General features: G+C 68.6%; 21 protein-coding genes. 10 read left to right on the top strand and 11 right to left on the bottom strand.

The genetic code is table 11. The features are described from left to right. Positions 1 to 41: 41 nt before the first annotated feature. From V2S85_RS08670 to V2S85_RS08645, 6 genes are read right to left on the bottom strand one after another with little or no spacing between them, the layout of a single operon-like run. Entirely contained in the window at positions 42 to 1,073 is a 1,032-nt protein-coding gene (locus V2S85_RS08670) for a glycosyl hydrolase family 8 (RefSeq protein WP_330702470.1), read from the bottom strand. Continuing rightward, positions 1,063 to 1,524: a cellulose biosynthesis protein BcsD gene (bcsD, locus tag V2S85_RS08665; protein WP_330702469.1), complete on the bottom strand. Its 462-nt coding sequence runs from the start codon at positions 1,522 to 1,524 to the stop codon at positions 1,063 to 1,065. The genes V2S85_RS08670 and bcsD overlap by 11 nt, the downstream gene beginning before the upstream one ends. Further along, on the bottom strand, positions 1,521 to 5,054 hold the full coding sequence (locus tag V2S85_RS08660; RefSeq protein WP_330702468.1) for a cellulose biosynthesis protein BcsC: 3,534 nt from the start codon (positions 5,052 to 5,054) through the stop codon (positions 1,521 to 1,523). Before V2S85_RS08660 ends, bcsD begins: the two co-directional genes overlap by 4 nt. Continuing rightward, positions 5,051 to 9,523, bottom strand: coding sequence for a UDP-forming cellulose synthase catalytic subunit (bcsA, locus tag V2S85_RS08655; RefSeq protein ID WP_330702467.1), 4,473 nt, complete (start codon positions 9,521 to 9,523; stop codon positions 5,051 to 5,053). The genes V2S85_RS08660 and bcsA overlap by 4 nt, the downstream gene beginning before the upstream one ends. Then, entirely contained in the window at positions 9,520 to 10,272 is a 753-nt protein-coding gene (locus V2S85_RS08650) for a cellulose synthase operon protein YhjQ/BcsQ (protein WP_330702466.1), read from the bottom strand. The genes bcsA and V2S85_RS08650 overlap by 4 nt, the downstream gene beginning before the upstream one ends. Then, positions 10,272 to 10,628, bottom strand: coding sequence for a hypothetical protein (locus V2S85_RS08645; protein WP_330702465.1), 357 nt, complete (start codon positions 10,626 to 10,628; stop codon positions 10,272 to 10,274). Before V2S85_RS08645 ends, V2S85_RS08650 begins: the two co-directional genes overlap by 1 nt. 321 nt (positions 10,629 to 10,949) lie before the next feature. On the opposite strand from V2S85_RS08645, the gene V2S85_RS08640 reads away from it, so the two are divergent. Next, on the top strand, positions 10,950 to 11,354 hold the full coding sequence (locus tag V2S85_RS08640) for a hypothetical protein (RefSeq protein ID WP_330702464.1): 405 nt from the start codon (positions 10,950 to 10,952) through the stop codon (positions 11,352 to 11,354). A gap of 254 nt (positions 11,355 to 11,608) precedes the next feature. On the opposite strand, the gene V2S85_RS08635 is transcribed toward V2S85_RS08640, so the two are convergent. Further along, a complete protein-coding gene (locus V2S85_RS08635) occupies positions 11,609 to 12,697 on the bottom strand; it encodes a S66 peptidase family protein (RefSeq protein WP_419198180.1) in 1,089 nt (362 codons plus the stop codon). Positions 12,698 to 12,789: 92 nt separating this feature from the next. On the opposite strand from V2S85_RS08635, the gene V2S85_RS08630 reads away from it, so the two are divergent. From V2S85_RS08630 to V2S85_RS08610, 5 genes are all read left to right on the top strand, one after another. Next, on the top strand, positions 12,790 to 13,665 hold the full coding sequence (locus V2S85_RS08630) for a TIGR00730 family Rossman fold protein (RefSeq protein WP_330702463.1): 876 nt from the start codon (positions 12,790 to 12,792) through the stop codon (positions 13,663 to 13,665). A gap of 110 nt (positions 13,666 to 13,775) precedes the next feature. Then, positions 13,776 to 13,940 carry a hypothetical protein gene (locus V2S85_RS08625; RefSeq protein WP_330702462.1) on the top strand — a complete coding sequence of 55 codons (165 nt, stop codon included), beginning with the start codon at positions 13,776 to 13,778 and terminating at the stop codon, positions 13,938 to 13,940. A 323-nt stretch (positions 13,941 to 14,263) separates the two neighbouring features. Further along, complete coding sequence (locus tag V2S85_RS08620; RefSeq protein ID WP_330702461.1) at positions 14,264 to 15,199, top strand: MucR family transcriptional regulator; 936 nt, start codon at positions 14,264 to 14,266, stop codon at positions 15,197 to 15,199. 131 nt (positions 15,200 to 15,330) lie between these two features. Continuing rightward, positions 15,331 to 15,606, top strand: a complete 276-nt coding sequence (locus tag V2S85_RS08615) for an HU family DNA-binding protein (protein WP_330702460.1) — start codon at positions 15,331 to 15,333, stop codon at positions 15,604 to 15,606. Between the two features lie 405 nt (positions 15,607 to 16,011). Continuing rightward, positions 16,012 to 17,322: a sugar MFS transporter gene (locus tag V2S85_RS08610; protein WP_330702459.1), complete on the top strand. Its 1,311-nt coding sequence runs from the start codon at positions 16,012 to 16,014 to the stop codon at positions 17,320 to 17,322. 16 nt (positions 17,323 to 17,338) lie between these two features. Here the strand turns inward: V2S85_RS08610 and V2S85_RS08605 are convergent, their stop codons facing one another. Next, the gene (locus V2S85_RS08605) at positions 17,339 to 17,974 is read right to left on the bottom strand and encodes a DUF1826 domain-containing protein (RefSeq protein ID WP_330702458.1); all 636 of its coding nucleotides are present in this window, start codon (positions 17,972 to 17,974) and stop codon (positions 17,339 to 17,341) included. 20 nt (positions 17,975 to 17,994) lie between these two features. Here V2S85_RS08605 and V2S85_RS08600 point away from each other — a divergent pair, with 20 nt between their 5' ends. The 3 genes from V2S85_RS08600 to V2S85_RS08590 all read left to right on the top strand — a co-directional run bounded on the left by V2S85_RS08600 (position 17,995) and on the right by V2S85_RS08590 (position 21,329). After that, entirely contained in the window at positions 17,995 to 18,453 is a 459-nt protein-coding gene (locus V2S85_RS08600) for a MerC domain-containing protein (RefSeq protein WP_419198179.1), read from the top strand. Between the two features lie 92 nt (positions 18,454 to 18,545). After that, on the top strand, positions 18,546 to 20,171 hold the full coding sequence (locus V2S85_RS08595) for a family 43 glycosylhydrolase (RefSeq protein ID WP_330702456.1): 1,626 nt from the start codon (positions 18,546 to 18,548) through the stop codon (positions 20,169 to 20,171). 87 nt (positions 20,172 to 20,258) lie between these two features. Continuing rightward, entirely contained in the window at positions 20,259 to 21,329 is a 1,071-nt protein-coding gene (locus tag V2S85_RS08590; protein ID WP_330702455.1) for a LacI family DNA-binding transcriptional regulator, read from the top strand. Positions 21,330 to 21,373: 44 nt separating this feature from the next. Here V2S85_RS08590 and thiD read toward each other — a convergent pair whose 3' ends face one another. Genes thiD through glmM form a run of 3 tightly spaced genes read right to left on the bottom strand, consistent with a single transcriptional unit; the run spans position 21,374 to position 23,742 of the window. Then, positions 21,374 to 22,123 (bottom strand): bifunctional hydroxymethylpyrimidine kinase/phosphomethylpyrimidine kinase, encoded by a 750-nt coding sequence (thiD, locus tag V2S85_RS08585; protein WP_330702454.1) that lies wholly within the window; start codon positions 22,121 to 22,123, stop codon positions 21,374 to 21,376. A 48-nt stretch (positions 22,124 to 22,171) separates the two neighbouring features. Next, a complete protein-coding gene (locus V2S85_RS08580) occupies positions 22,172 to 22,399 on the bottom strand; it encodes a DUF1272 domain-containing protein (RefSeq protein ID WP_330702453.1) in 228 nt (75 codons plus the stop codon). Then, on the bottom strand, positions 22,399 to 23,742 hold the full coding sequence (gene glmM, locus V2S85_RS08575; protein ID WP_330702452.1) for a phosphoglucosamine mutase: 1,344 nt from the start codon (positions 23,740 to 23,742) through the stop codon (positions 22,399 to 22,401). The genes V2S85_RS08580 and glmM overlap by 1 nt, the downstream gene beginning before the upstream one ends. 196 nt (positions 23,743 to 23,938) lie before the next feature. On the opposite strand from glmM, the gene V2S85_RS08570 reads away from it, so the two are divergent. Then, positions 23,939 to 25,237, top strand: a complete 1,299-nt coding sequence (locus V2S85_RS08570; RefSeq protein ID WP_330702451.1) for a dicarboxylate/amino acid:cation symporter — start codon at positions 23,939 to 23,941, stop codon at positions 25,235 to 25,237. Positions 25,238 to 25,510: the final 273 nt, after the last annotated feature.

Raw genomic sequence — 25,510 nt, 5'->3', positions numbered from 1 at the left:
GGCGGTCCCCCTCCCCGAGACAAGCTCGGGGAGGAATTCGGTTACAGCCGCGCCAGCATCTGCAGCGAGGCGCTGAAGTAATCGCTGTCCAGCGCCGGCGGCGTGGTCGAGCCGATCAGCCGCGCCGCGATCGCCGCGCCGCCGCTGGAGAGGGCATAGTTCGCCTCCTCCCCGGTCACCACGTCGATCCAGGCAGGCAGCGAGCGGTGCTGGGCGAGCCGCCCGCGCCACCAGTCCGCCACCGGCTGCACCAGCGCGGCGCGCTTGCCGACCGCGGCGTAGAGCGGAATGCGGATCGCATCGTAGCCGAAGCGCGGCGGCTTGCCGACCGCCGGCGCCACCGCGTCGTGGCCGGTCACCGCGATCCAGTCGCACGGCAACTGTCCGGGACCGAAGCGCGACAGCGTCAGGATCGCCTCGCAGTCGCGGATCACCGGGCCCCAGACCGAGGCCCCGTCCGCCTTGGCGAACTGGTCGAGCGCGGGCCACACGAAGTACGAGGGATTGAGCATGACCTGCGCCCCTTCGGCGAACCCGACGATGCCGGGCAGCAGCAGGTTGCGCTCGAAGCGCGAGACCACGCAGTGCTCGCGGACCGCCTTGCGGATTTCCCGCGCGCGGTCGAGCCATTCGCTGCGCTTCCAGCGCTGCCCCGCCAGCGCCAGCGCCCAGGCGATCACCAGATCGCCGTCGGTGGCGTTGTTGGGATCGGACACGGGCACGGCGGCGGCGGGATCGTACTTCCACGAATGAAGCGCCATGTCCTCGCGCCCCAGGGTGTCCTGCGTCCATTTGGCGATGCGCTCGAAGGCTTCGCGGTCGCCCGCGCGCAGGGCCAGGATCATCCCGTAGCTCTGGCCTTCCGAGTGGCTGATGCGGCCGTTTCCGGTATCCACCACGCGGCCCTCGGGCGCGACGAAGCGGTCGCGCCACTGGGTCCAGAACGGATCGGTGACCTGCTGGGCGCGGCCCTGGCTTGGTGCGGTATTGCAGGCTGCGGTGAAGGCCATCAGTGCCCCCAGCGAGAATGTACGACGATCGACCTTCGGCCGGAAAAACGTATCAGCGGCCATGACGAAGCTCGAGCGTGTCCCCCTTCCATTCCGCAGTGGTGCGCAGGGCCGGGCCGCTTCCGAGAACCCGGAACCAGCAGTCGTAGGCGCCTTCCAGAACGCCCAGCAGCATGCGCGCCCAGTGGCCCGCACGGTCGGGTGCGATCTCGGTCGGCAGATCGCGGTGACGCACGATGATGGCGTCGCGGCCCACCGCCAGCTCGATCTCGCCCCAGTCGAGCGCCAGCCAGAAGGCATTGATCCGGGCGCAGAGCACCGAGGCGTCGTTCACCCCGTCGAGCGGCTCCAGCGCGGCCATGCGGCGGCCGATGGCGAGGAAGAAGCCATGCGCCTGCTCCTCGGGGATGGCCTCGCAGATTTCCGAGGCGGTGGAGATCGCCAGCAGCGCAAGTCCGCCGACGGCATGGTCCGAAGGCCCGCTGCGGGGCTGGGGAAAAGCCTGCATCTTCATTTACCGGTGCTCCCGAAGCTCTGCCGCACACCCAGGATGCTGCGGAACTCGTCATAACTGCCGAAAGTGTTGTAGCCCAGTTCGCCGCCGATGCGGGTGTTGGGCGTGATCTTGTAATAGAGCGAACCCTGCGCCGACAGCGCGAAGCCGGTCTTGCTCAGGCTGTCGTAGTACGAACGCACGTCGCTGTTCTGCTCCTTGAGCTGCTCCAGCGCCAGCTGCGCGGCGTCGTCGGTCGGATAGATCGCGCTCTGGTCTTCCTTGTAGCTCTGGAAGCCCGGCGTGAACGAGGCCGCCACGTCCCAGCGTTCGTCCTGCATGGTGTAGTTCACCGGGAAGCCGACCGCGATGAAGCTCTGCGGACTGAAGTAGCCGCCATTGCCGAACGTGAAGTAGTTCTCGCTCTTCTGGTAGCCCTGATAATTGACGTTCAGGCCCACGGTGACGCGCGAGTTGCGGCCCTTGTAGGCTTCCAGATAGCCGCCGACGTTGGCCTCGAAGCCGTCGTTGTTCGCCACGTTGTGACCGCGCAGGCGGTAGTAGCGCGCCTCGCCGTAGACGCCCGAGCCGTTCTCGTCGTAGCTCAGGCCAAGGCCGCCGGCGCTGCGCATGACCTGGCCCCAGCTCTCGCCGGTGACGGGATCGCGGGTGCCGGCATAGGAGACGATCGAATCGGTCACCGGCTTGTGCTCGACGAAGGCGGTGGCGCGCACGTTCTGGCCCAGCTTGGGGGTGACGGCGGCGCGCCCGGCGAACTTGGTCTTGCCCATGCCGACCGGGGTGGTGCCCGCTTCCAGCTGGATCGCGTCGCTCTCGTAGCCCGCCGAGAAGGCGACGCCCGAGGCGTTCTGGCTGTCCGCATTGACGAGGGCGGATTCCTCTTCGGCGACGATGCCCTGTGCCTCGGGGGTGGCGTTGCGGCCGAAGCGCGCCAGGCCCGATCCGGTCGGGCGGCCGGCGTCGATCACCGTGGCCTCGGCCTTGGCGAAGACGCGGCCACCGGCGGCGCCGGTCGAGAACTTGGCCGAGCCCTTGATCTCGTCGAGCTTGGACAGGCCGGTCTCGCCCGAACGGCCGCGATAGCCGGTGGCGACGTCGACGCGCGGGCCGGTGTCCTGCGCCAGCTGGTCGATCTGCGACTGGATCTGCGTCATCACCGGATCGCCCGTGTAGGCGACCGGGACTTGCGGGCCGTCATAGCCCGGCGTCGCGGCCGGGGTGCCCCATGCCGCCGCCACCGGCGCGGTCGAGCCGACCGGCGAGGCATAGCGATCGGGCGCGGCGTAACTGGCCTGCGGTGCGGCATAGGCCTGCGCGGCCTGCGCCCCGGCGAAACCGCCGAAGCCGCTCTGGCCGGTCCCCAGCCCGACCGGCGCGGCGCCGAAGGCGCTCGCCTGCTGGGGCGCGGCGTAACCGAAGCCGCTCTGTTGGAACGGGGGCTGGGCCTGCGGCGGATAAGCGGTCGGCAGGCGCGTACCGCCGCCGAGGGCGAAGGGATTCACCTGCTGCGGCGCCGCCTGCATCTGGTTGCGGAACGGGTTGGAGCCGCCGGCGGGGCCCGCGCTCATCCCGGCGAAGGGATTGCCGCCCATCGCCACGCCGCCGCTCTGGCGGGCATAGAGCGCGCGCGCGTCCTTGAGCATCGCCACCGCCGCGCGATCGTTGCCGCGTGCCCGCTCGACATTGGCGAGGGCCATGCGCACCTGATAGTCCTGCCCGTAGAGCCGCAGCACCTGCCGCTGCGCCTGTTCCGACAAGTCGCGGTCGCCCGCCCCTTGCGCGGTGTCGGCCAGGCCGAGCAGCGCGTCCTTGTCGTTGGGCTTGCGCGCCAGCACCAGCTGGTAGGTCTGCGCCGCCTTCGCGGGCATGCCGCCGGTCTGGTAGAGCCGCGCGAGGCCGGACATGATCTCGGCATTGTCCGGCGCGGCGGAATAGGCCTGCTGGAGAATGTCGAAGCTTTCGGCATAGCGACCGCCGAGCCGCGCCTCGTCGGCCTGGCCGACCATCATCCCGGCGCTGATGCGCGCATAGGCCTTCTGCCCGTCGGCGCTGGAGCCCGCCAGTTGCGAGGCGCGCTGCAGCGCCTGCTGGGCAAGGTCGCTGCGGCCGGTCCGGGTGAGGACGCCGATCAGGCCCTCGTAGTCGGCGATGGTGTCGATGCGGCCGGTCGCGGCATTGGCGGCGACTTCGGCCGCGCCCTGCGTGTCGCCGAGGTCGAACAGCGCATTGGCGACGGCGGCCTGCTTGCCTGCCGGAATCGAGGCCATCGCGCCAAGCTGGCGCAGCGCGCCGACCGCCTGCGCGCCCTGCCCGCTGGCCGCCATGGCCTTGGCCCGCGCGATCGCCGCGTCGGTCTTCACGCTGAGCGCAAGATTGCGCATCGGCGCGGTGCGCTGCGTTTCGGGGATCATCGAGACCAGCCGGTCCGCCTCGCTCGCGCGGCCGAGGTCGTTGTTGAGCAGGGCCGCGGCATAAAGCGAATCGGCATTGCCGCTGCTCGCCAGCGAGCGGATCAGCGATTCGGCCTCGGGCACGCGGCCGCGCTCGATCTGGAACTGGGCGAATTCGTAGCGGATCCACGGGTCGCTGGGATCGAGCACGAGGCCCTGCTGGAATTCGCGCACGGCGCCGAAATCATCGCCCCGCTCGGCGGCGGCAAGGGCACGGCCGCGCGCGGCGCGCAGTTGCAGGCGCTTGTCGTCGGCGGCCGAACCGCCCTGCGCCGCCTGGCGGTAGAGATCGGCGGCATCGGCATAGCGGCCCTGCCGCTCGTAGATGTCGGCCAGCAGTTCGAGCGCCGGACCGGGTTCCTTGTAGCCCGACCGCACGAGGCCCTCGACGCGGCTCTGGGCGTCGGCGAGGCGGTTCTGGGCGATCAGGCCCTTGGCCTCGTCCACGCCGGCGAAGAAGCGCGCGGAGGCGAGGCCCTCGGCCCACTGGCTGGCCTTGCCGCTGGCCGAAGCCTGTTCGAGCAGGCTGGCGGCCTCCGCGAACTGCCCTTCGCGCAGGCGCACGAGACCGAGACCGCCCAGCGCATCGGGATCGCGGCGGTTGACCGAAAGCGCCCGCTGGAACTGCGAGGCGGCGGAACCGAGGTTGCCGTCATTGAGCGCATCGAAGCCCGAGACACGGGCGCGGCCCGCGCGGTCGGCGGCGGAGACCGGAGCGGGCGCGGGCGCCGGGGTGGGAGTGGGCGTCGGCCTGGCGGCGACGGTGCGCGCCGGAGCGGACTGGGGAGCGGGCTTGGGCGCGGGCGCCGGGCGGGCGACGGCAGGCTTGGGCGCAGGGGCCGGTTTCGGCGCGGGCGCGGGCCTGGGCGCCGCCTTCAGCGCCGGGTTGTTGGGATCGAGCGCACGCGCCCGCTTGAGCGCCTGCTGGGCCAGATCCTCGCGCCCCTTGGAACGCCAGTACTGCGCCTGCTTGACCAGCGCATCGACACCGGCGTTCTGCGCCTGCGCCGCCGTGGGCAGCGCCACGGCGGTGGACAGCAGCAGGGCGATACCGAACTTGGAAGTACGCTTCATGCTCATGCGTGGTCGTCCTGGCGCGCGAGGCGCTTCTGGGCCTGACGGCGGAAGAAGATGTAGGCAGGTCCGGCAAGCGCCAGCGCCAGCAGCAGCGTGAAAACGCCCAGCATCATCGGACGCTGGCTGACGTAGTAGGCCAGCTTCATCCAGATCGGCAGCGAGCCGACCCAGTAGCGGTTCGACAGCGCGAAGCTGGTCATGCCGTCGCCGCGCGTGACCGCGAGGTCGCCCTGGATCGAGGCGTTGACCTTCACGTCCGCCATGCCGTCCACCAGCGCGGGCAGCGCCGCGCCGTCATCCGCCAGCAGCGCGACCACGGTGCGGTCGGAAGCGTAAGGCGACTGGAAGCTGACGATGCCGGAGAAGCCGCGCGCATCGTAGACCACCGGAGCGGCGGCCATCGGATCGTTCTCCTGCGAGCCGCCGAACAGCGCGGTGACGTACTGCATCGGCGAGCGTTCGGACACGCGCAGGCGGCCGTTCTCGTAGCGCACCGGGGCATTAGCGAACATGTCCGCCTCGGCAAGGCCGGTTCCGCCGATCACCAGCACGTCCTGCGTGGCCAGCGCATCCCCGTCGATCGAGGACGTCACCGTCACCGCCGTCACCGGCACGCCGGTCGAATCGCCGAAGCGGCCCATCAGCGTCAGGAACGCCTGCACCGATGCCAGCGACGGGTTCTGCGCGACGACCACGGTGGTCTGCGACAGGTCGGGGCTGGCGGTGAAGGGGAAGCCGGCGCCCGCGAACGTCGCGAGGTCAGGCATCATGATCGCGTGGTAGGCGCTGGTGAGGTCGATCGTGCTCTTGGGGTCGATCGAGACGCGCACGTTGTCCGGCAGGGTGCCGGTGCACTTCTTCTTGTCGGCGATCAGCAGGTTGTAGTCGTAGGTCAGCGCGTTCTGGCCGAACAGGTTGTAGCGCGGCAGCGTCACGGTGGCGTTCGAATCGGCGCTCTTGGCGCCCTTGCCGCCGAACAGCTCGGCCCACCAGGCCGCGCCGAGCGGCAGGGTCTTGAGGTACTGGCCGTTGATCGAGACGTCGAGGCGCGAGGCCCGCTTGTCGAGCCACTGCGCCACCGGATAGCGATAGCCCAGGTTCAGCTTGCCGCCTTCGCGCGGCCAGAAGAACAGGTCGGGGGCGACGCGGAACTCGGTGGTCAGCGGGCCCGGCGGGATGCCCATGCCCTGCAGCTGGTAGGGCTGCATGATCGAGCCCAGCTCCACCGGCTTGTCGGTGGTCAGCCAGCGCACCGCGCCGTAGCGCGGCCAGGCCGGGATGCGCACGCCGTCGAAGCTCATGCGCTGGCCGCCGAACACGCCGCGGCCGAGCGCGACGGCAGCGGCGGCGGTGCGCAGGTCGTTGTCGTCGCGGCCCATGATGACGAGCAGGGTGCCGTTGGGATCGTTCGGGTTGCGCAGCGCGGCGGCGGCGGGACCGCCCGCCGGGGCGACGTCGAGGCCGGGAATGCCCTGCGTGCCCTTGAGGAAGACGATGGCGTTGCCGCGCGGGATCGAGCCGACGACCGGCTGGAAGCTGAAGCCGCGATAGCTGGCGAGCGCGCCCAGCCAGCTGGCGGTGGCGGCGGCGGCCTGCAGTTCACCCGCGCGCGGCTGCGTGGCGAAGACGAAGGGCATGCGCAGCGGCACGTTCTGGCCCTTGTCGAAGAACGGCAGCGGCAGGCGCGACAGGTCGGGGCCGTAAGGCAGCGGCTGGTAGCTGAAATCGAACCACGAACGGGTGTTCGAGATATTCGCCCACAGCGAGGAATGGAACGGATCCTCGCAATCGCGGGCATAGTGACCGACGAGACGCAAGTTGAGCTGGTTGTCGCCGGGCAGCAGCAGCGCCGGGTTGACGGGGACTTCCAGCACCTGCCCGGCGGCATTGGCGCGGGTCAGGCGCACGGTCTGCACGACCTCGCCGTTGACGATGACCACCAGCTGGCTGAGGTCGTCGAGCATCGAGGGCGACCAGGCCATCTGCAGGCGCAGCACGGCCCCGGTGGCGACGCGGTCCTGGCGCATGCCGAAGGGGATGCCCATCTCGCCCGAGACGCCGCGCAGGCGGATCGGCTGGGTGATGCGCAAGTCCTTGAGCGTCAGGCGCTCGGCCATGCCGCCGGTATTGGTGGGAGCGGCATCGGCTGCGGCCGGGGTGGCGCCGGCGGTCGCCCCGGGTCCGGGCTGGGCATGGACTTCCGAAGTCCCGAACAGCAGCCCCGCCGCGCCGAGCGCGACCGCGCCGGCCAGCATCGCCGCCTTGGCGAGCGGCATGCCGCCCTTCTTGCCCTTGTCCGCCTTCTCGGCTTCCTTCGCGGCCTTGGCCATGGCGGCCTTCTTGGCGGCGTTGGCACCCTTCATCTGGCGGCGTTCGGCGAAGTTCAGACCCAGCAAGCGCTTCAGTGTTACCATGTCCACCCTGAGAATATCGCCGAAGGAACGGGCAGTGCCGACCATCGCCGGCGGCCCCCACGGCTGCCAGGCATCAGCGCGGCCCATTACCGCACGCACGAGGTGACGACCAGCGAGGATGTCGAGTTTTTCGAAGCGCACGTAGGCGTTGGTCGCATTGGTGCGCATCGTCGTCACCGGGATCGAGAGCACCTCGTCGCCCATGGCCATGGTGATGTGGCGCACGGTGCGGTCCTTGGTCGGCAGCTCCACTGGCAGCGCCAGCGCGGCGCCGCCCATCGAGATGTCGATGGTCTCGGCCGGAACCGTGTGGCCCGAGGCGAGGTAAGCGGTGACCGGCAGCTGCACCGGGATGCGGATGTCGACGCGCTCCTGCCGGGTCTCACGGGCGACGGAGACGGCGGCGAGCAGGATGGCGAGGGAGAACAGCGCCCAGGCCACGTTCAGCACCAGCGTATCGGTCTGGATGTTGAACATGTAGGGGAAGAACGCCCATTTCACGACCGCCATGGTGATGCCGGTGATGACGAGGCCGATGCAGATCAGGTGCGGCTTGACGATCGCCCAGTCGAAGTACGTCTGGTCGAGCAGCGAGCCCTTGTCGGTGACGTTGAACTTGCCCTTGCGCGGCTGGAACCAGGTCATCACCGTCGGCTTGACGAGGTGGAAGGCCAGGATCGTCTCGTAGACTTCGCCCCAGTAGGGCCGGCGCCAGCCGCCCTGCGTCTTCTCGTTGGCGACCGACGAGCAGAACAGGTGCGGCAGCGCATAGGCGAAGATCAGCGAGGCCGAGGCCTGGATGATGTTCTGCCCGAAGATCAGGTACGCCAGCGGGCTGGTCAGGAACACGATGCGCGGCACCGGATACTGGAAGTGCATCATCGCGTTGAGGTAGCAGAGGCGCTGCTGCCAGGTCAGGCCGCGGCCGAGCAGCGGATTGTCGATACGCAGAATCTGCGTCATCCCCCGCGCCCAGCGGATGCGCTGGCCGACGTGAAGCACCAGACGCTCGGTGGCGAGGCCGGCGGACAGGCGCGCCGAGATATAGGCGGTGTTCCAGCCGGTGCGCTGCAGCTTCAATGCGGTGTGCGCGTCCTCGGTCACGGTCTCGCCCGCGAAGCCGTTGGTCTCCATCAGCGCCTCGCGGCGGATGATCGCGCAGGAACCGCAGAAGAAGGTGGCGTTCCACAGGTCGTTGCCGCCCTGCACCGGGCCGTAGAAGAGGTCGCCCTCGCCCGGCATGTCGCCCATGGTGGAGGCCAGGTTGCGCTGCACCGGATCGGGCGAATACATGTGGTGCGGGGTCTGGATCAGCGCCAGGCGCGGATCCTGCTGGAACCAGCCCACGGTCAGCTGCAGGAAGGCGCGGGTCGGGACGTGGTCGCAGTCGAAGATCGCGATCAGTTCGCCGTCGGTCTTCTTCATCGCCGCGTTGAGGTTGCCCGCCTTGGCGTGCAGGTTGTTGTCGCGGGTGATGTAGCCGCAGCCCGCTTCCTTGGCGAAGGCGCGGAATTCGGCGCGCTTGCCGTCGTCGAGGATGAAGACGCGGTAGCGATCGACCGGATAGTCGAGGTCCATCGCCGCGAAGACCGTGTTGCGCACGATCTCGAGGCTCTCGTTGTAGGTCGGGATATAGATGTCGACGGTCGGCCAGGTGTCCGGCTCGCCCTCGGGCTCGATCACCGGGCGGTCGAGCGGCCAGGTGGTCTGCAGGAAGCCCAGCAGCAGGATGATCCAGGCGTAAAGCTCGGCCAGATAGAGCACGCCGCCGAACAGGAATTCGAGCGGGGTGTTGAACTCGATCGTCTGCGTCGTGCGCCAGAACAGGTAGCGGGTCGAGACCAGCACCGCCAGGATGCCGAGCGCGACCGCGCCCATGCGACCCTTGATGCGGCGCATGAGCAGCGCGCCCGCCATCGTGACGCCGGCGCAGACCCACTGCGCGGTGCCGTCCAGCGGGACGCCGATGACCACCGCGGCGATCCCGACGATCACCGCGACGGAGGCGTAGCGGGCGAGCCGGTTGTCCAGCACGCGGGCGGCCAGTTTCTCGATCATGCGGCGCGGCTCGACGAGCTGGAGGGAGCGGAGCCGCGCGCCACCCAGGGGCGGCCCGGCGTTTCGAGCGCAGGCACCAGCGCGGTGCCGACGGCCTTGGCATCCGCCAGGGCGGCGCTGGTAGGCGCATACTTGGCGAGCGGCTGGAGCATCGCGATCGCCTCGGGAACCGATTCGTCGAGGCGGATGCGGCCGAGCAGGCGCTGGCCGACCAGTTCGCGGATGAAGGCGGAGGAATGGCGCGACAGGCGCCGCGTCTCGTCGAGCGCGTTGATGACGAAGCTGGTGGCGGCGATCGCCTCGGGGCTGGCCTCGTCAAGCACCTGCGGCATCAGCGCCAGCACGTCCGGCGCGGCGTTGAGCACGCAGACCGAGGCGCTGGCGTGCGGGATCACGCGGCGGGCGAAGGCGAATTCGGCCGAGGGCACGTCGAGCACCATGACCTTGTCCTGCCCGGTCTCCAGGAAGCCGAGATCGCGCAGCGCGGGGACGAAGTCGTTGTCCTCTGGCGCGGAAGGCAGGCTGCGCAAGTCGATGCCGGCGACCAGCACCGCATCCTCGGCGGGCGCGAACAGCGAAGGCAGCGTCATCGCCGGCTGCAGGCCGAAGTGCAGCGGCATGGTGTCGCGCTTGGCCGTCGTCAGCACGGTGACGTCGGCGCCCGCCTCGGACAGGGCCATGGCGATGTGTGCGGCGGTGAAGGTCGTGCCGACGCCGCCCTTGAGGCTATGGGTTACGATGACGGGCATCAGATCTTCCCCTGCGATCCGAGGTCGGACAAGTGGCGCAGCATGGCGCGAACGTCCTGCTGCTGCCCGCCGCCGCGCCGGTCGGCGGGGGTGCTCGCGGCCGGGCCGTTGCCATAGCGGCTGAACAGGGAACTCAGGCTCTCGCCGGAATAAGTCTCGACGACTTCGGCGGGCGCCGCTTCGGGCATCGCCGCCACCGTCGCCTCGGCCTGGTCGATCGCCTGCAGGCGCGGGTCGCGCAGCAGCGCTTCCAGGATCGGCCACAGTTCCAGCTCGCTGAAACGGTCCTCGAATTCCTTGTAGGCGAAATCGTTCTTGCCAAGCCGGTCGAGCAGATTTCTGGCGTCGATGCGCATAAGAACCCCTGTATGAACACGTAAATTCTGCGCAAAGAATGGTTAAGAAAGGGTGTTCGGGGCTAACGCCTTGTCGATTCCGGCGGCCTGCAAAGCGCGGAATGCCGCCGCTCCGGGCGGAAAACTTAGGAAAATGGGCTCGGTCCGGCGCCAGTTGGTGCAATCCTTTGCAGGTTAACCATGCCTTATAACCAGCTAAATCGGCCCGCCAACTGGTGATTCGTAAAAATACGTGCCGGCTTTGCAAGAAGAGAGGCAGGTCTGGCCGGGTATGACTCGGGTTCACCCGAATCGGTTAACGTCACCGGAGGATTCGCCACAATGCCGGAGCCCCTGCCCCACCCGCACAGCTCCGGGACCGGGCCTTCGCACAGGGTCGAACCCGTCAATTTCGGACTGCGTACGTCCGCTCCCGATCGCCGTCATGCGCGGCGCGACGTGGAAATGCTCGCGCGGTTTCGCCGGGGGGTGACCAGCATGACCGTCATGCTCAAGGATCTGACTCCGCTTGGCGCGCGGGTCGAGGGGGTCGGCCTGCTGGAAGAGGACGAGATCGTCACCCTCGCGCTGCCCGGCTGCCGCCCGACGCTGGCATTCGTCGCCTGGGCCAACGCGCACTGTGCGGGGCTGGAGTTCGTCGAGGCTCTGGAGGACGCGCTGTTCGATGGCCTCGTCGCGCAGTACGGCCTTGCCGCCGAAGATACGCCGCTGCGAACGATCCCCTGAAGGCGGTTCACGATCGCCGCGGCCGCTTTCCTACATGCGCCGGCCTGCGATACCTTCGCGGCATGGCCCTCTCCCCATCCCCGACCCAAGGTGACACCTGGCCCGTGCAAGGTGACACTTTTTCGCTGCAAGGTGACACTTTTTGCCCGCAAGGTGACACTTTGGCCTCACAAGGTGACACATTCGGACGCAAGGTGACACATTTTGCCTCTGGACCGTGTAAACCGTGTAAACCTGTCACCTTGTGCGGCCCCTCAGACCACCGCCGGCTCCAGCAGGCGCAACGTCCCGGCATCGGCGTCCATCTCGGCCATGACGCCCAGCGGCACGCTGACCTGCCCGGCGACGTGGCCGATCATCAGCCCCTGGAACGCCGGCACGCCCAGCGCGGCAAAGCGATCGTCGAGCACCTGGTAGACGGTGAAGTTGGAAAAGCCGCCGTCCGGATTCTCGCAATGGGTGCATTGCCCGAAGATCACCCCGGCGACCTTGCCCAGTATCCCCGCGAGCGCGAGCTGGGTCAGCATCCGGTCGATGCGGTACTCGGCCTCGTTGGTTTCCTCGAGGAACAGGATCGCGCCCTCGAAATCGGGCAGGTACGGGGTGCCGACGAGCGCGCTGAGCACTGCAAGGTTGCCGCCCAGCAGCAGCCCGCGCGCCTTGCCGCCCCGGAAGGTCTTCAGCCCCGCCCCGCGCCCGCCGAGGTTCGGCCCGTCATAGGAAGGCACCGCATATGTGGGCATCGCCCCCTCGAACGCGATCTGCCGGAACGATTCCCAGGAGGACGGCGGCCACGAGGTCGCGGCGGTCGGCCCGTGGATCGAGACGATCCCGTTGCGGGCCAGCGCCAGGCACAGCGCGGTATTGTCGCTGAAGCCGGCGAACAGCCTGGGCGCCTTGCGGATCGCCGCGAAGTCGAGGTGGGGCAGCAGCCGCGCCGAGCCCCAGCCGCCGCGCACCGCCATGATGCCCCGCACTTCGGGATCGGCGAACATCGCGTTGAGATCCGCCGCGCGCACCGCATCCTCGCCAGCCAGATAGCCCGCACGCGCGGTCAGGTGCGGGGCAAGCCGGGGGACCAGCCCCATCGCCCGCACCGTCGCGGCGATCTCGTCCAGGCCGAAACGGTCGGCCACGAAGCCGGCGGGCGCGACCAGCCCCAGCACGTCGCCGTTGCGCAGCCGGGGCGGGCGCACCATATCACGGGCAGGAGGCTGGCCAGAAGGCGAGGCAGCCGCATGCGCCATGCCGCCGATCCCCGGAAGCGCGCAAAGCCCGCCAGCGATCCCCATCAAGGCGCGTCGCCGCGTCGCCGTTCCCGCGAAAGTCTGCCCGGTCATCATCCCCGCAGCCTAGCCGGTGTCCCAAACGGTGCAACAGGTGCCGCGAAAATCCACACTCGACGCGCGCCGCGCGCCAAGCTTATGAAGAACCAATGACTGAAAAAGAAGACAAAGACCTCACCGAACGCCGTTTCTACAAGGCCGAACAGGAAGCCGGCTTCGCCGAGAAGCAGGCGGACACCATCCAGACCGGACATCCGGCCTACCAGCTCGCCTTCCGCGACACCGATTTCCTGCTGCGCGACGAACTGCGCCCGGTGCGTTTCCAGCTCGAACTGCTCAAGCCCGAGATGCTGCTGGAGGAAGCCAACATCGGCTCCACGCTGGTGATGTACGGCTCCGCCCGCATCCCCTCGCCCGAGAAGGCCGACGCGATTCTCTCCACCGCCGCCACCGAAGAGCAGAAAAAGGTCGCGCAGCGCCTCGCCGACAAGGCGAAGTATTACGAGGAAGCGCGCAAGCTCGCCCGCCTCGCCAGCCAGCGCGCGATCGTCGAGAAGGGCATGCGCCAGTTCGTGGTCTGCTCGGGCGGCGGGCCCTCGATCATGGAAGCGGCCAACCGGGGCGCGGCCGAAGTGGGTGCGGAATCGCTGGGCCTCAACATCGTCCTGCCGCACGAGCAGGCGCCCAACCGCTATGTGACGCCGCGCCTCTCGTTCCAGTTCCACTACTTCGCGCTGCGCAAGATGCACTTTCTGCTGCGCGCCCGCGCGGTGGCGGTGTTCCCCGGCGGCTTCGGCACCTTCGACGAGTTCTTCGAACTGCTGACGCTGATCCAGACCGGCAAGATGAAGCCGATCCCGATCCTGCTCTATGGCCGGGAATTCTGGGAACGCGTGGTCAACTTCGAGGCGCTGGCCGAGGAAGGCGTCATCAACGCGCAGGATCTCAACCTCTTCCACTGGTGCGAGACCGCCGAGGAAGGCTGGGCGCACGTCCAGCAATTCTATGACCTCGACTGCGGATAAAATGCTCGTTCGGAAATATCGAACACAATAAGCGAACTTATCCGAGTGCACTGAAAGGCCGGATGCGTGCATTGCGGGGGCACACCAAGCCCCCGCAGGACATATCCGCCATGAGCCAGATCATCGAACCCCTGAACGAGCGCGCCCGCGCCCTGGCGGATTTCGCCCAGCCCGTCATCGTCGCACTGGGCACCGCCGGCCTTACGGGAGGTGCCATGGCAGCGGTCGGCCTGCTCGCCGATACCGCCCTGCGCCGTCGCGCGCGCCTGAACTGAGCGACGCCGGCCGCGCCTCGCCGAGGCAAAAGAAAAGCCGACCAAATGGCCGGCTTTGAAAGTTTTGGGAGAGGATGCCTGAAAGGCCCGTTCCCTATGCCGATCGTTCGCACTTGCAGCAAGTGCATGGAACGCACCCTCAAAACCGCTTTATGCATGCATGAAATGCATCGGAGTGAGGGCGAAAAGCGTAAATCTTGCTCAACTGCACAGGTAAAGTGCAGTCAGGGCGGCCTTTTCCCTTGATTTGCGCGAAACAGGTGGTGAAGTGTGGTTCCTTCGGATGACTGCGAGCACTCATGCGCACCGGGAGAACACCTGAAATGCCCGAAACCGAAAATGCGACGGATGTGACTGCCCTGACGGTGCAACTGTTGAGCGCCTACCTTGCCAACAACACGGTCGCCTCGGACGATCTGGCCGGGCTGATCCGCACCACCCGCGAGGCCCTGACCAATGCCGAGCCGGAAACCCCGGCGGCCGAGCCGGAGCAGCCGCCGGTGCCTGCCGTATCGGTGCGCAAGAGCCTGTCCTCGCCCGACCACATCCTCAGCCTCATCGACGGCAAGCCCTACAAGACGCTCAAGCGGCACCTGGCCAGCAACGGCCTCACGCCCGACAGCTATCGCGAGCGTTACGGCCTGCCCTCCAGCTATCCGATGGTGGCGCCCACTTTCGCCGCCAAGCGCCGCGCCATCGCCGAGCAGATCGGCCTCGGCAGCCGCCGCCGCCCGGGCGCACCCGCTCCGGAAGGTAGCCCGGCCGCGGCGCCGGTAGCGGAAGCCGCTCCGGCACCCGAAGCACCGGCGAAGGCTGCCGCCAAGCCGAAGAGCAAGGGCGCGACTGCAAAGCCGCGTGCCGCCAAGGCCGCTCCGAAGGCGGCAGCCGCTCCCGAAACGGCACCCGCTGCCGATGCGAAGCCCCGCGCCAAGCGCGCCGCGCGCATCGTCGCCAAGGCGGAAGGTGCGGCCGATGCGGTCGCGGCCCCGGCAACCGTGAAGCCGGCCAAGGACGATGCAGCCCCCAAGGTCGCCAAGCCGCGCCGCAAGCTCGGCATGTTCGGTGACAAGGGTGCTGCAGCGAAGGCCGAAGCCAAGGCGGCTCCCGCCGCGGCGACGACCGACAGCGAAGGCGCGGCGGCGGCTCCCGCCCCTGCAAAGGGCAAGGCCGCAAAGGGTGGCGCCAAGGCGACCAAGCCCGCCGCCAAGCCTCGCCGCATGGCACGGCCGGCCAAGGCCGCGCCTGCCGAAGGCGCATAAGGCGCCGATACCGCACTCCGTGATCCCGGACGATGCGCATGCATGTGGGTTCCGTCCCGCGCATGCGTGACGCGGCGCCCGGGCGCGGCTAGAGCAACGTTCCCAACAACACGTTCGACAGGAAGACCAGCATGAACAACAATGATCTCGCCGAAGCGATCGCCGAAGGCGCCGGCGTCACCAAGACCGACGCGCGCAAGATCGTCGACGCCGTGTTCGCCGCGATCGGCGATGCCGCCGCCAAGGGTGAGGAAATCTCGCTCAACGGCTTCGGCAAGTTCAAGGTGAAGGACACCCCGGAGCGCGAAGGCCGCAACCCGGCAACCGGCGAAGCGATGACCATCAAGGCATCGCGCAAGCTGGCGTTCACGCCGGCCAAGGCCGTGAAGGACAAGCTCAACGGCTAATGGAACGCGTGACGCGCGTCGCGATGCGGCGCGCGTCACCGCACCCTCTTGCCCGGCCGGCCCTCTGCGGATGACTCACGCAGCCGCTTCTGCCGTGGCGCGGGGTAGCGCAATTTTCCGATCGCTTTCGCTCGCCTGCCTGTCCCGGTGACCCGGGCCATGATGCCGCCGGTCCTGCGCACGGGCTGCGAACTCCGTCCCGGCACGATGGCGGACGATCACACCGACGCGGCTTCCTGACGAAGCAGACGTGAATTCGGCGCTTCCGGCGGCACGTCGCTCCGCGCGCACCGCGGGCGCCATGCCGCAAGCTCCGACCAAACCGGGCATGACAGTGGATGCTCCCGTCAGCACCCGGCCCCCTTGCACTATCGGTCGCAACAACGAAAACGAGGATGCCCGAACATGGCCTTACCGCCGACCGCCGCCAGCGCCGACCCGCATGCCGGGGCAGACGACGACACGGCATACGTCGATGCTCCAGAGCTGCGCTACGCGGTCATCGCGCTGTTCTTCATCTTCGGCGGCATCACCAGCCTCAACGACGTGATCATCCCCAAGCTCAAGGAACTCTTCACCCTGAGCTACACCCAGGCGATGCTGGTGCAGTTCTGCTTCTTCGCCGCCTACGCCGCGATCGGCGTCCCCGGCGCGATGCTGGTGCGCAAGGTCGGCTACATGCGCGGCGCCGTCGCCGGACTGGTCATCATGATCGCCGGGTGCCTGGCCTTCATCCCTGCCTCGCAGACCGCCACCTACTGGCTGTTCTTGGTCGCCTACTTCGTGCTGGCGGCCGGCGTGGTGATCGTCCAGGTCGTGACCAATCCGCTCATCAGCCTGCTCGGCCCCCCGGCCACGACGAGTTCGCGGCTGACGTTCGCGCAGGCGTTCAATTCGCTGGGCACCACGATCTTTCCGATCGCCGGTTCGGTGCTGATCCTGGGCAGCCTCGCTACGATTTCCGCGCATGACCTGACCGGCGCCGCGCTCGACGCCTATCGCCGTGCCGAAAGCCAGGCCATCGTCCACGGCTACCTCGGCATCGCCGTGGCGCTGGCGCTGGTGGCGGCCGGCGTGTGGTGCTTCCGCAATCGCCTGCCGGTCGAGAAGAGCGAAAGCACTCCCGAGAGCAACGGCTCCGGCATCGGCGGCTTCGACCTGCTGGCCCGGCCGCGCTTCGGCTACGGTGCGCTTTGCATCTTCCTCTATGTCGGTGCCGAGGTCTCGATCGGGTCGCTGATCGTCAGCTACCTGATGCAGGACCACGTCATGGCCCTGCCCGAGCAGTCGGCGGGCAAGCTCATCGGCCTCTACTGGGGCGGCGCGATGGTCGGCCGCTTCGTCGGCTCGGCGGTGCTGCGGGTTGTGAACCCGGCCCTCGTCCTGGCCTTCAACGCCTGCGCGGCGATCGCGCTGATCGCCCTGTCGGTGACCAGTGCCGGGACCGTATCCGGCTATGCGCTGCTGGCGGTCGGCCTGATGAACTCGATCATGTTCCCCACCATCTTCAGCCTCGCCTGCGAGAAGCTGGGCGCGCGCGCCGCCGATGGATCGGGCATCATCAACGTCGCCATCTGCGGCGGTGCGATCGTGCCGCTGGCGACCGGCGCGCTTGCCGACGCCACTGGCGGCGACCTTGGCGTCGCTCTGGTGCTGCCGGCGATCTGCTATGCCGTGATCGCGGGCTTCGGCCTCTTCGCCCGCCGCCCCGCCTGATCGGGCAGCGGAAGGATCAGCCGGCCGGATCGATCGCCAGCAGCAGGCGCGTCACACCGGTCCCGGTGATCGGCGGAGAGCGGTGCAGGATCTGCGGCTCCTGCACCGCGAGGCGCCCCTTGAAGATCGCCACCTCGCCGCAGCGTAACTGATGGACGGGCGCGTCGGCGCCCCCGTTCCTCTCGGCGTTCACCTCGATCCACTGGGTGCCCGGCCCATAGAACGTCGCCAGCAGGCGCATGTCCACCCAGTCCATGTGGAACTTGCGGCAGGCGTCGCTCTCGATCACCTCCAGCCGCAGGCGCACCTCATCGCATCGGGCGATCCGCGCAAGCAGCGAGGCAAGCCCGGCAATCTCCCTCCCGAGTGCACGCACCGCCGGGCCGGCCGGAAAGCCTGCGTCGGCCAGCAGCGCCTCGACCGGGGCGAGCGCGGGGTCGATGGTCTGCGCGATGTCGTCGATGGCGGACCAGTCGATCGCGCCAGGATCCAACACCGGAGCGCTGGCCGGTTCGCGCGTCCAGAAGGCCAGCTGGACTTCGGGCCTGAGGATCGCGGCAAGCGCCTCAGGCTCCGTCACCGCGATCGCCGCAGCCGCAGGGCTCTTTGCGGGAGAATGCGTAAAGTGAGAATGGGCAAAGTCGATTTTCATCATGGGCTCTCTTGCGAATTATGTTATGGTATATCATATCTATTTGCATGTCCTCAAGTCCTCAAACATCACCGGCGCGCGACAGGCGTGCCAGCACGGGTAACCTGCTCGACGGTTTCGCGGTATGCGCATCGGCGGCCTGCATGGTCCACTGCCTTGGCCTGCCGCTGTTGCTGGCGGTATTGCCCGCGATCGCGCATCGGCTTGACCCCGGTGAGCACTTCCATCTTGCGGTGCTCTTGCTCGCGGTTCCGACCAGCGCCTTTGCGCTGGTCGGCGGCTGGCGCAGGCATCGCGGGTTCGTGCCGCTCGCGGTCGGAGCGATCGGCCTGACGCTGATGGCACTCGGGCTGGCACTGGCCCATCGCGAAGCGATCGAGACCGCGCTGACGGTGGCCGGAAGCCTGCTCCTCGCCGGGGCCCATGTCGCCAACTGGCGCGGCCGATCGGGTGGAGCGAGGTGCGAAAGTCGCTGCTAGGAACGCTGCCCAACCTCCATTGACACCGGTAGACAATGTGCTAGCCCTAGTACTGATAGCGCTAGCAAATAGCGCCGGACAGGGAGAGTGGGATGGAGTTCGATCGCCGCGAGGCCTTGACCGCAGCCATGGGCGTGATGTCGCTGGCGGCCTTTCCGGGCTCCCCCGCCCAGGCCGCACCGACCGTGCCCTCCGGCCCGCGCAATGCGACCGCCACTTACCGGCGGGGCTTCGACGACCAGCGCATTCCCGACCTTGGCAACGGCACCTACCTCAACCCGCTGATGGCGGGCGACCACCCTGATCCCTCGATCATGAAGGACGGGAAGGACTATTACATGACCTTCTCGACCTTTGATTCCTATCCCGGGCTGGTGATCTGGCATTCGCGCGACCTCATCAACTGGCGGCCGGTGACGGCGGCGCTGACCCGCAATGTCGGCGCGGTCTGGGCGCCGGACATCTGCAGGCACGGTGGACGCTACTTCATCTACTTCCCGGCCAAGGCCAGCCCCAACGCCAACTACGTCATCTGGGCTGACCGGATCGAGGGGCCGTGGAGCGATCCCATCGACCTCGGCCTGCCCGACCACATCGATCCCGGTCACGCGGTCGGCGAGGACGGTTCGCGCTGGCTGTTCCTATCGGGAGGGGACCGCATCCGCCTGGCCGAGGACGGCCTTTCCACGGTCGGCGCGGTCGAGCACGTCTACGATCCCTGGCACTATCCAGAGGACTGGGACGTCGAGGGTTTTTCTCCCGAGGGGCCCAAGATCGTGCGCCACGGGGCATACTTCTACCTCATCACCGCCGTGGGCGGCACCGCCGGCCCGCCGACCGGGCACATGGTGATCGCCGCGCGGGCGAAGTCGATCCACGGCCCCTGGGAGAACTGCCCCCACAATCCGATCGTGCGCACCACCGACCTGTCGGAAGCCTGGTGGTCGCGCGGCCATGCCACCCTGTTCGAGGGGCCGGGCGGAGACTGGTGGTCGGTCTACCACGGCTACGAGAAGGACTTCTGGACGCTCGGCCGCCAGACCCTGCTCGATCCGGTCACCTGGACCGCCGATGGCTGGTTCCACATGACCGGCGGCGACTTGTCGAAACCGATCGATGCTCCGAAAGGCGGCAAAGCCTCCAGCACCGGCCCAAGCCCGCATGGCATGCCGCTGTCCGACGACTTCTCCACGCTGGAACTCGGCCGGCGCTGGAACTTCTTCAAGCCCGCCGCCGACGAGACGGCGCGCGCACGGGTCGCGGACCGCACCCTGCACCTCGCCGCCAGCGGCAAGGCACCGGTCGATTCCTCGCCGCTGCTGCTGATCGCCGGCGACCAGGCCTACGAATTCCAGTGCGAGATCGAGATCGACCCCGGCGTCACCGCAGGCCTGGTGCTGTTCTACGACCAGCAGCTCTACTGCGGGCTCGGCTTCGACGCGGCGAAGTTCGTCACTCACCAGTACGGCATGGAACGCGGCCGGCCCGCCAACTATCATGGCCGCAGGATGCTGATGCGGGTGCGGAACGACAGGCACATCGTCTCGTTCCGCACCAGCGGCGATGGCGGCCGGACATGGAAGCGCTTCGACCGGGGCATGGAAGTCTCCGGCTACCACCACAACGTGCGCGGCGGCTTCCTGATGCTGCGCCCCGGGCTCTATGCCGCCGGGCAAGGCGAGGCACGGTTCCGCGATTTCCGCTTCAAGGCATTGTGAGGATACGGATCGAGGCGGCGCCAGGCTTCCCCCGGAGTCACGATAGCGCTATCCCTATCGTTTGCCGCAGCGAAGGGATCGGACCGCATGGCTGAAGACATCGACCAGCCGCCTGCGCGCACGCGGTCCTCTCGTCGTGCGCGGGCCGGAGCCACCATCGCCGATGTCGCGCGCGAGGCGGGTGTCTCGCTGATGACGGTGTCGCGGGTGATGAACGGCAAGGCCAACGTGCGCGAGGAAACACGCGAACGGGTCCAGAACGCGATCGCCGCCCTGAACTATTCGCCCAGCGCCGCCGCCCGCAACCTCGCCGCAGCCAGCGAAATCCGCATCGGCCTGCTCTACAGCAACCCCAGCGCAGGCTACCTCAACGAGTTCCTCGTCGGCAGCCTGGAGCAGGCGGCGCGGACCAACGTGCAACTCGTCGTCCAGCTGTGCGAGCGGCCGCAGGAGCGCGCGGCCATCGTCCGGCGCCTGATCGACAGCGGCATCGACGGCCTGATCCTGCCGCCGCCGCTGTGCGATGCGCAGGACATTCACCGCCTGGTGCAACAGCATGCGGTGCCCGCCGTCGCCGTGGCCTCGGGGCAGCCCGCAAGCTTCCTGTCCTCGGTGAACGTCGATGACCGGGCCGCGGCGGAAGCGATGACGCGGCACCTGATGGACCTGGGCCACCGGCGGATCGGCTTCATCGCCGGCAACCCCGACCAGACCGCGTCCTCGCTGCGCCTGCAGGGCTACCGCGACGCGCTGGAGGCGGGCGGACTGGATTTCGAACCGGACCTCGTGGTGCCGGGCCTGTTCACCTACCGCTCCGGGCTGGAGGCGACGCAGCGGCTGCTCGCACTGGCGCCGGCGCCCACCGCGATCTTCGCCAGCAACGACGACATGGCGGCCGCCGCCGTCTCGGTCGCCCATCGCATGGGACTGGACGTTCCCGGCGACGTGGCCGTCGTCGGCTTCGACGATGCCCCGCAGGCGACCACCACCTGGCCCGAGCTGACCACCATCCGCCAGCCGATCGCAGACATGTCGCGCGCGGCTGTGCAGCAACTCGTCGACGACATCCGCGCCGCGCGCGAGGGGCGGCGGCCGGCGCTGCGCCACCTGCAGATGGCGTTCGAACTCATCCGCCGCGAATCCGACGCGGCCGCTTAAGGTCTGAAAGCAGGGCGTCGCCGCCCATCCGGCGCTCTAACGTCTCAACGTACCGCGTGGTGGCCCATCGGGCCGAAGCCCTCGCCGAAACCGGGTGCGGCCAGCAAAGCGGCGCGCACGAAGTCGCGGGCGTCCTCGATCGCCTCGACCAGCGGTGCGCCCTGGCCCAGGAAGGTGGCGACGGCGCTCGACAGGGTACAGCCGGTGCCGTGGGTATGGCGCGTGTCGATGCGCGGCGCGGTCCACAGCACGGGCGCCTGGCCCGGCAGGACCAGCCGGTCTTCGACCACGTCGCCGGGTGCGTCGCCGCCCTTGGCGATATAGGCGATGCCCCGGGCGACCAGCGCTTCGTCCCCGCCGAGCACCGCCAGTTCGTCGAAGTTGGGGGTGGTCAGGCAGGCGATGTCCATCAGCCGCTCGAACGCGGCGATGGTCGCTTCGTCCGCCAGCACCGCGCCGGCGGTGGAGACCATGACCGGGTCGAACACGATCGGCACGCCCAGCCCTTCCAGCCGATCGGCGACGACCGCGGCGATCTCGGGGCTGCCCAGCATGCCGATCTTCACCGCATCGACGCCGATGTCGCCGATGCAGGCGTCGATCTGCGCCGCGACCATCTGCGCCGAAAGTGCCTGCACATCGGTGACGCCCCGGGTGTTCTGCGCGGTGATCGCGGTGATCGCGGTCATGGCATAGCCGCCGAGCAAGGTGATCGTCTTGATGTCGGCCTGGATGCCGGCGCCGCCGGAACTGTCCGAACCGGCGATGGAGAGGATGCGGGGAGCCTGGGTCATGGCGCGCTCCTTACCCTTCGGGAGGGTGCCGAGTCGAGCCTTGCCGGTTTACCCTTCGTAGCGGCGCAGTTTCGACGGCGGAGCGGAATCGTGGTGCCGCTTGGCCCGTGTCGGCCGGTCCACCAGTTCGCCGCCGCATTTGGGGCACATGTCGTCCAGCGCATCGGCGCATTCGGCACAGTAAGTGCACTCGAACGAGCAGATGAACGCGCCGGGGGCCTCGGCCGGAAGGTCGGTGCCGCAACGCTGGCAATCGGGTCGCATCTCCAGAGCCATTATGCCGCCGCCCTTTCCACCGCATGACAGATCGAGGCGACCGCCGCCTCCACTTCGCCCGCGTCGTCGCCCTCGGCCATGACGCGGATCACCGGCTCGGTGCCCGAAGGACGGATCACCAGCCGCCCGCGCCCATCGAGCGAGGCCTCGGCATCGGCGATGGCCGCCTTGACGCTATCCGCCTCCAAAGGCTTGCCGCCACCGAAGCGCACGTTGCGCAGCAGCTGCGGCACGGGATCGAACAGGTGCAGCAGTTCGCTCGCCCGCTTGCCCGACTGGACGAGCGCGGAAAGCACCTGCAGCGCGGCGACGGTGCCGTCGCCGGTGGTCGCATGGTCGAGCAGGATCATGTGCCCGGACTGTTCGCCGCCCACGTTGAAGCCGCCGCTGCGCATGCGCTCCAGCACGTGGCGGTCGCCGACGGCGGTGCGCTCCAGCGTCAGCCCGAGGCCCGCCAGGTGCCGCTCGAGGCCGAGGTTCGACATCACCGTCGCCACCACGCCGCCGCCGCGCAGTTCGCCGCGCGCGGCCAGCTGGGTGCCGATCAGCGCCATGATCTGGTCGCCGTCCACGGTCTGGCCCTTCTCGTCGACCACGATCAGGCGGTCCGCATCGCCGTCCAGCGCGATGCCGATGTCGGCGCCGGAGGACACCACCGTCTCCTGCAGCAGCTCGACATGGGTGGAGCCGCAGCGTTCGTTGATGTTCTTGCCGTTGGGGGTGACGCCAACCGCGACGATCTCCGCGCCGAGTTCCCAGAAGGCGGACGGCGCCACCTGATAGGCCGCGCCATTGGCGCAATCGACCGCGATCTTCAGCCCGTCCAGCCGGACGGTGGAAGGCAGCGAGGCCTTGACCGCATGGATATAGCGCCCGCGCGCATCGTCCACGCGCCGCGCGCGGCCGATCTCCGGCGAGGCGGCAAGCGCGAGATCCTCGCCCATCAGCATCGCCTCGATCGCCAGTTCGTCCTCGTCGGAAAGCTTGAAGCCGTCGGGGCCGAACAGCTTGATCCCGTTGTCCTCGTAAGGGTTGTGGCTGGCCGAGATCATCACGCCGACATCCGCGCGCAGCTCACGCGTGAGCAGGGCGACGGCAGGGGTGGGCATCGGCCCCAGCAGCACCACGTCCATGCCGACGCTGGTGAAGCCCGCGACCATCGCGTTCTCCAGCATGTAGCCGGACAGGCGCGTGTCCTTGCCGATCACCACGCGGTGACGGTGCGTGCCGCGCAGGAAGCGGGTACCGGCGGCCTGGCCGACCTTCATCGCGGTGGCGGCGGTCATCGCGCCCTGATTGGTACGGCCACGGATGCCGTCGGTGCCGAAGAACTGCTTACCCATAGACTGCCCTCTTGCGCGGACTCGAAACTGATGCTGCGCGCCTTGAACCCGGAGGCGTTACCGCCCTCTGAACGTCGTCTTACAGACTGTTTAGATTTGCGTCGAACACCGATTGCGGGGCGCAAAAACCGGTGGGAATCTGGCTGAGGAACGCCAAATTGCCAATCGCCGCCCCGCCGATTATCTATCGGGCTGCATGATCTCTCCCTCCCCCGCCCCTTCGCCCCCGCCTTCCGGCGCTTCGCGCATCCCCGAAATCCGCGTGCCGGGCACGCTGACACTGGCCGGGCTCATCGCCGGATTGGTGCTCGGCCTGCTGCTGGCGGGCAAGCCCCTGGCCGAGACGGCGCTGAAAGTGACCGGGCCGATCGGCTCGCTGTGGCTGCAGGGCCTGCAGATGACGATCCTGCCGCTTGTCGCCGGGCTGCTGTTCTCCGGCATCGTCGAGACGGTCGCGGCGGCCAGGGCCGGGGCGATGGCGCGCCGCACGCTGGGGATCATCGTCGGTTTCCTTGCCTTCAGCGCCGTGCTGGGCGCGGTGGCGATGCCGGTGCTGCTGGATCTGTTCCCGGTGCCCGCCGGCGTCAGCTTCCCGCACGGCGCCGATCCCGGCAAAGTCCCCGGACTGTCGGAGTTCCTCGCCTCGCTGCTGCCGGACAACGTGATCTCGGCGGCGGCGGCCAGCGCGATGCTGCCGGTGATCGTCTTCGTCGGCCTCTTCGCGCTCGCCTCCACCCGCCTCGCCGACGAGCCGCGCCGGGCGCTGGCGGTGCTGTTCGAGGGGCTGGCCGGAGCGATGATGGTGGTGATCGGCTGGGTCTTGATGCTCGCCCCGATTGGCGTCTTCGCGCTGGGCCTGACGCTGGGCGTGCGCAGCGGCGGCGCGGCGCTGGGAGCGCTGGCGCACTACATCATCCTGGTGACCGCCGTGGGCACCGTGGTGATGATCGCCGGCTACCTGATCGCCGTGCTGGGCGGCAAGCGCAGCCTGCCCGCCTTCGCCGCCGCGATGCTGCCCGCGCAAGTCGTCGCCATCTCCACCCAGTCCTCGATCGCGACGGTGCCGGCGATGCTCGCATCCAGCCGCAAGCTGGGGGTGTCGTCGACTACCGCGGAGTTCGTCCTGCCGCTGGCGGTCACGCTGTTCCGCGCGACCGGCCCGGCGATGAACATGGCGGTGGCGGTCTATGCCGCCAAGCTGGCGGGGCTGGAACTGACCACCGGCGCGCTCGCCGCCGGGGCCTTCGTCGCCTTCGCGACCACCTTCGGCGCGGTCTCCCTGCCCGGCACGATCAGCTTCGTCTCCTCGATCGGCCCGATCGCGGCCGCCATGGGCGTGCCGCTCTGGCCGCTGGGGGTACTCGTGGCGGTCGAGGTGCTGCCCGACCTCATGCGCACGATCGGCAATGTGACGATGGACGTGGGGTTGGCGGCCGCGGTCGATGCCGGAATCGAAGACGCGCCCGGGCCGCAAACGACTGAAACCATGCACTGAACGGTTCGCCGCAGACAAATGCAACCGGATCGGCTGTAATCCGCTGAATGGCTGGCATCTGCGAGAGGAGCGCCAGCCTTGCAAGACCTGGTCAAATCCCCGGCCTCGCCCATCGGCGAGCGTTTCGACGACGTCCCCTGACCTGCCCCCCGAAAGGTCCCTCATTCTGATGTAGAGTCTGCCCACGAGAAGGAGCAGACGCATGAGGAAGAGCCGTTTTACCGAGGCGCAGATCATCGGGATGATCAAGGAGCAGGAGTCCGGGCTGCCGAC

It is taken from the genome of Novosphingobium resinovorum, assembly GCF_036352595.1.
GTDB lineage: Bacteria > Pseudomonadota > Alphaproteobacteria > Sphingomonadales > Sphingomonadaceae > Novosphingobium > Novosphingobium resinovorum_B.
This window is presented reverse-complemented; position numbering and strand designations above follow the sequence as displayed.

What these genes read in the sequence shown, in the direction of transcription:
- V2S85_RS08670 (WP_330702470.1), bottom strand. Translation starts at nt 1,073, where the DNA reads ATGGCCGCTGATACGTTTTTCCGGCCGAAGGTCGATCGTCGTACATTC.
- bcsD (WP_330702469.1), bottom strand. Translation starts at nt 1,524, where the DNA reads ATGAAGATGCAGGCTTTTCCCCAGCCCCGCAGCGGGCCTTCGGACCAT.
- V2S85_RS08660 (WP_330702468.1), bottom strand. Translation starts at nt 5,054, where the DNA reads ATGAGCATGAAGCGTACTTCCAAGTTCGGTATCGCCCTGCTGCTGTCC.
- bcsA (WP_330702467.1), bottom strand. Translation starts at nt 9,523, where the DNA reads ATGATCGAGAAACTGGCCGCCCGCGTGCTGGACAACCGGCTCGCCCGC.
- V2S85_RS08650 (WP_330702466.1), bottom strand. Translation starts at nt 10,272, where the DNA reads ATGCCCGTCATCGTAACCCATAGCCTCAAGGGCGGCGTCGGCACGACC.
- V2S85_RS08645 (WP_330702465.1), bottom strand. Translation starts at nt 10,628, where the DNA reads ATGCGCATCGACGCCAGAAATCTGCTCGACCGGCTTGGCAAGAACGAT.
- V2S85_RS08640 (WP_330702464.1), top strand. Translation starts at nt 10,950, where the DNA reads ATGCCGGAGCCCCTGCCCCACCCGCACAGCTCCGGGACCGGGCCTTCG.
- V2S85_RS08635 (WP_419198180.1), bottom strand. Translation starts at nt 12,697, where the DNA reads ATGATGACCGGGCAGACTTTCGCGGGAACGGCGACGCGGCGACGCGCC.
- V2S85_RS08630 (WP_330702463.1), top strand. Translation starts at nt 12,790, where the DNA reads ATGACTGAAAAAGAAGACAAAGACCTCACCGAACGCCGTTTCTACAAG.
- V2S85_RS08625 (WP_330702462.1), top strand. Translation starts at nt 13,776, where the DNA reads ATGAGCCAGATCATCGAACCCCTGAACGAGCGCGCCCGCGCCCTGGCG.
- V2S85_RS08620 (WP_330702461.1), top strand. Translation starts at nt 14,264, where the DNA reads ATGCCCGAAACCGAAAATGCGACGGATGTGACTGCCCTGACGGTGCAA.
- V2S85_RS08615 (WP_330702460.1), top strand. Translation starts at nt 15,331, where the DNA reads ATGAACAACAATGATCTCGCCGAAGCGATCGCCGAAGGCGCCGGCGTC.
- V2S85_RS08610 (WP_330702459.1), top strand. Translation starts at nt 16,012, where the DNA reads ATGGCCTTACCGCCGACCGCCGCCAGCGCCGACCCGCATGCCGGGGCA.
- V2S85_RS08605 (WP_330702458.1), bottom strand. Translation starts at nt 17,974, where the DNA reads ATGAAAATCGACTTTGCCCATTCTCACTTTACGCATTCTCCCGCAAAG.
- V2S85_RS08600 (WP_419198179.1), top strand. Translation starts at nt 17,995, where the DNA reads ATGTTATGGTATATCATATCTATTTGCATGTCCTCAAGTCCTCAAACA.
- V2S85_RS08595 (WP_330702456.1), top strand. Translation starts at nt 18,546, where the DNA reads ATGGAGTTCGATCGCCGCGAGGCCTTGACCGCAGCCATGGGCGTGATG.
- V2S85_RS08590 (WP_330702455.1), top strand. Translation starts at nt 20,259, where the DNA reads ATGGCTGAAGACATCGACCAGCCGCCTGCGCGCACGCGGTCCTCTCGT.
- thiD (WP_330702454.1), bottom strand. Translation starts at nt 22,123, where the DNA reads ATGACCCAGGCTCCCCGCATCCTCTCCATCGCCGGTTCGGACAGTTCC.
- V2S85_RS08580 (WP_330702453.1), bottom strand. Translation starts at nt 22,399, where the DNA reads ATGGCTCTGGAGATGCGACCCGATTGCCAGCGTTGCGGCACCGACCTT.
- glmM (WP_330702452.1), bottom strand. Translation starts at nt 23,742, where the DNA reads ATGGGTAAGCAGTTCTTCGGCACCGACGGCATCCGTGGCCGTACCAAT.
- V2S85_RS08570 (WP_330702451.1), top strand. Translation starts at nt 23,939, where the DNA reads ATGATCTCTCCCTCCCCCGCCCCTTCGCCCCCGCCTTCCGGCGCTTCG.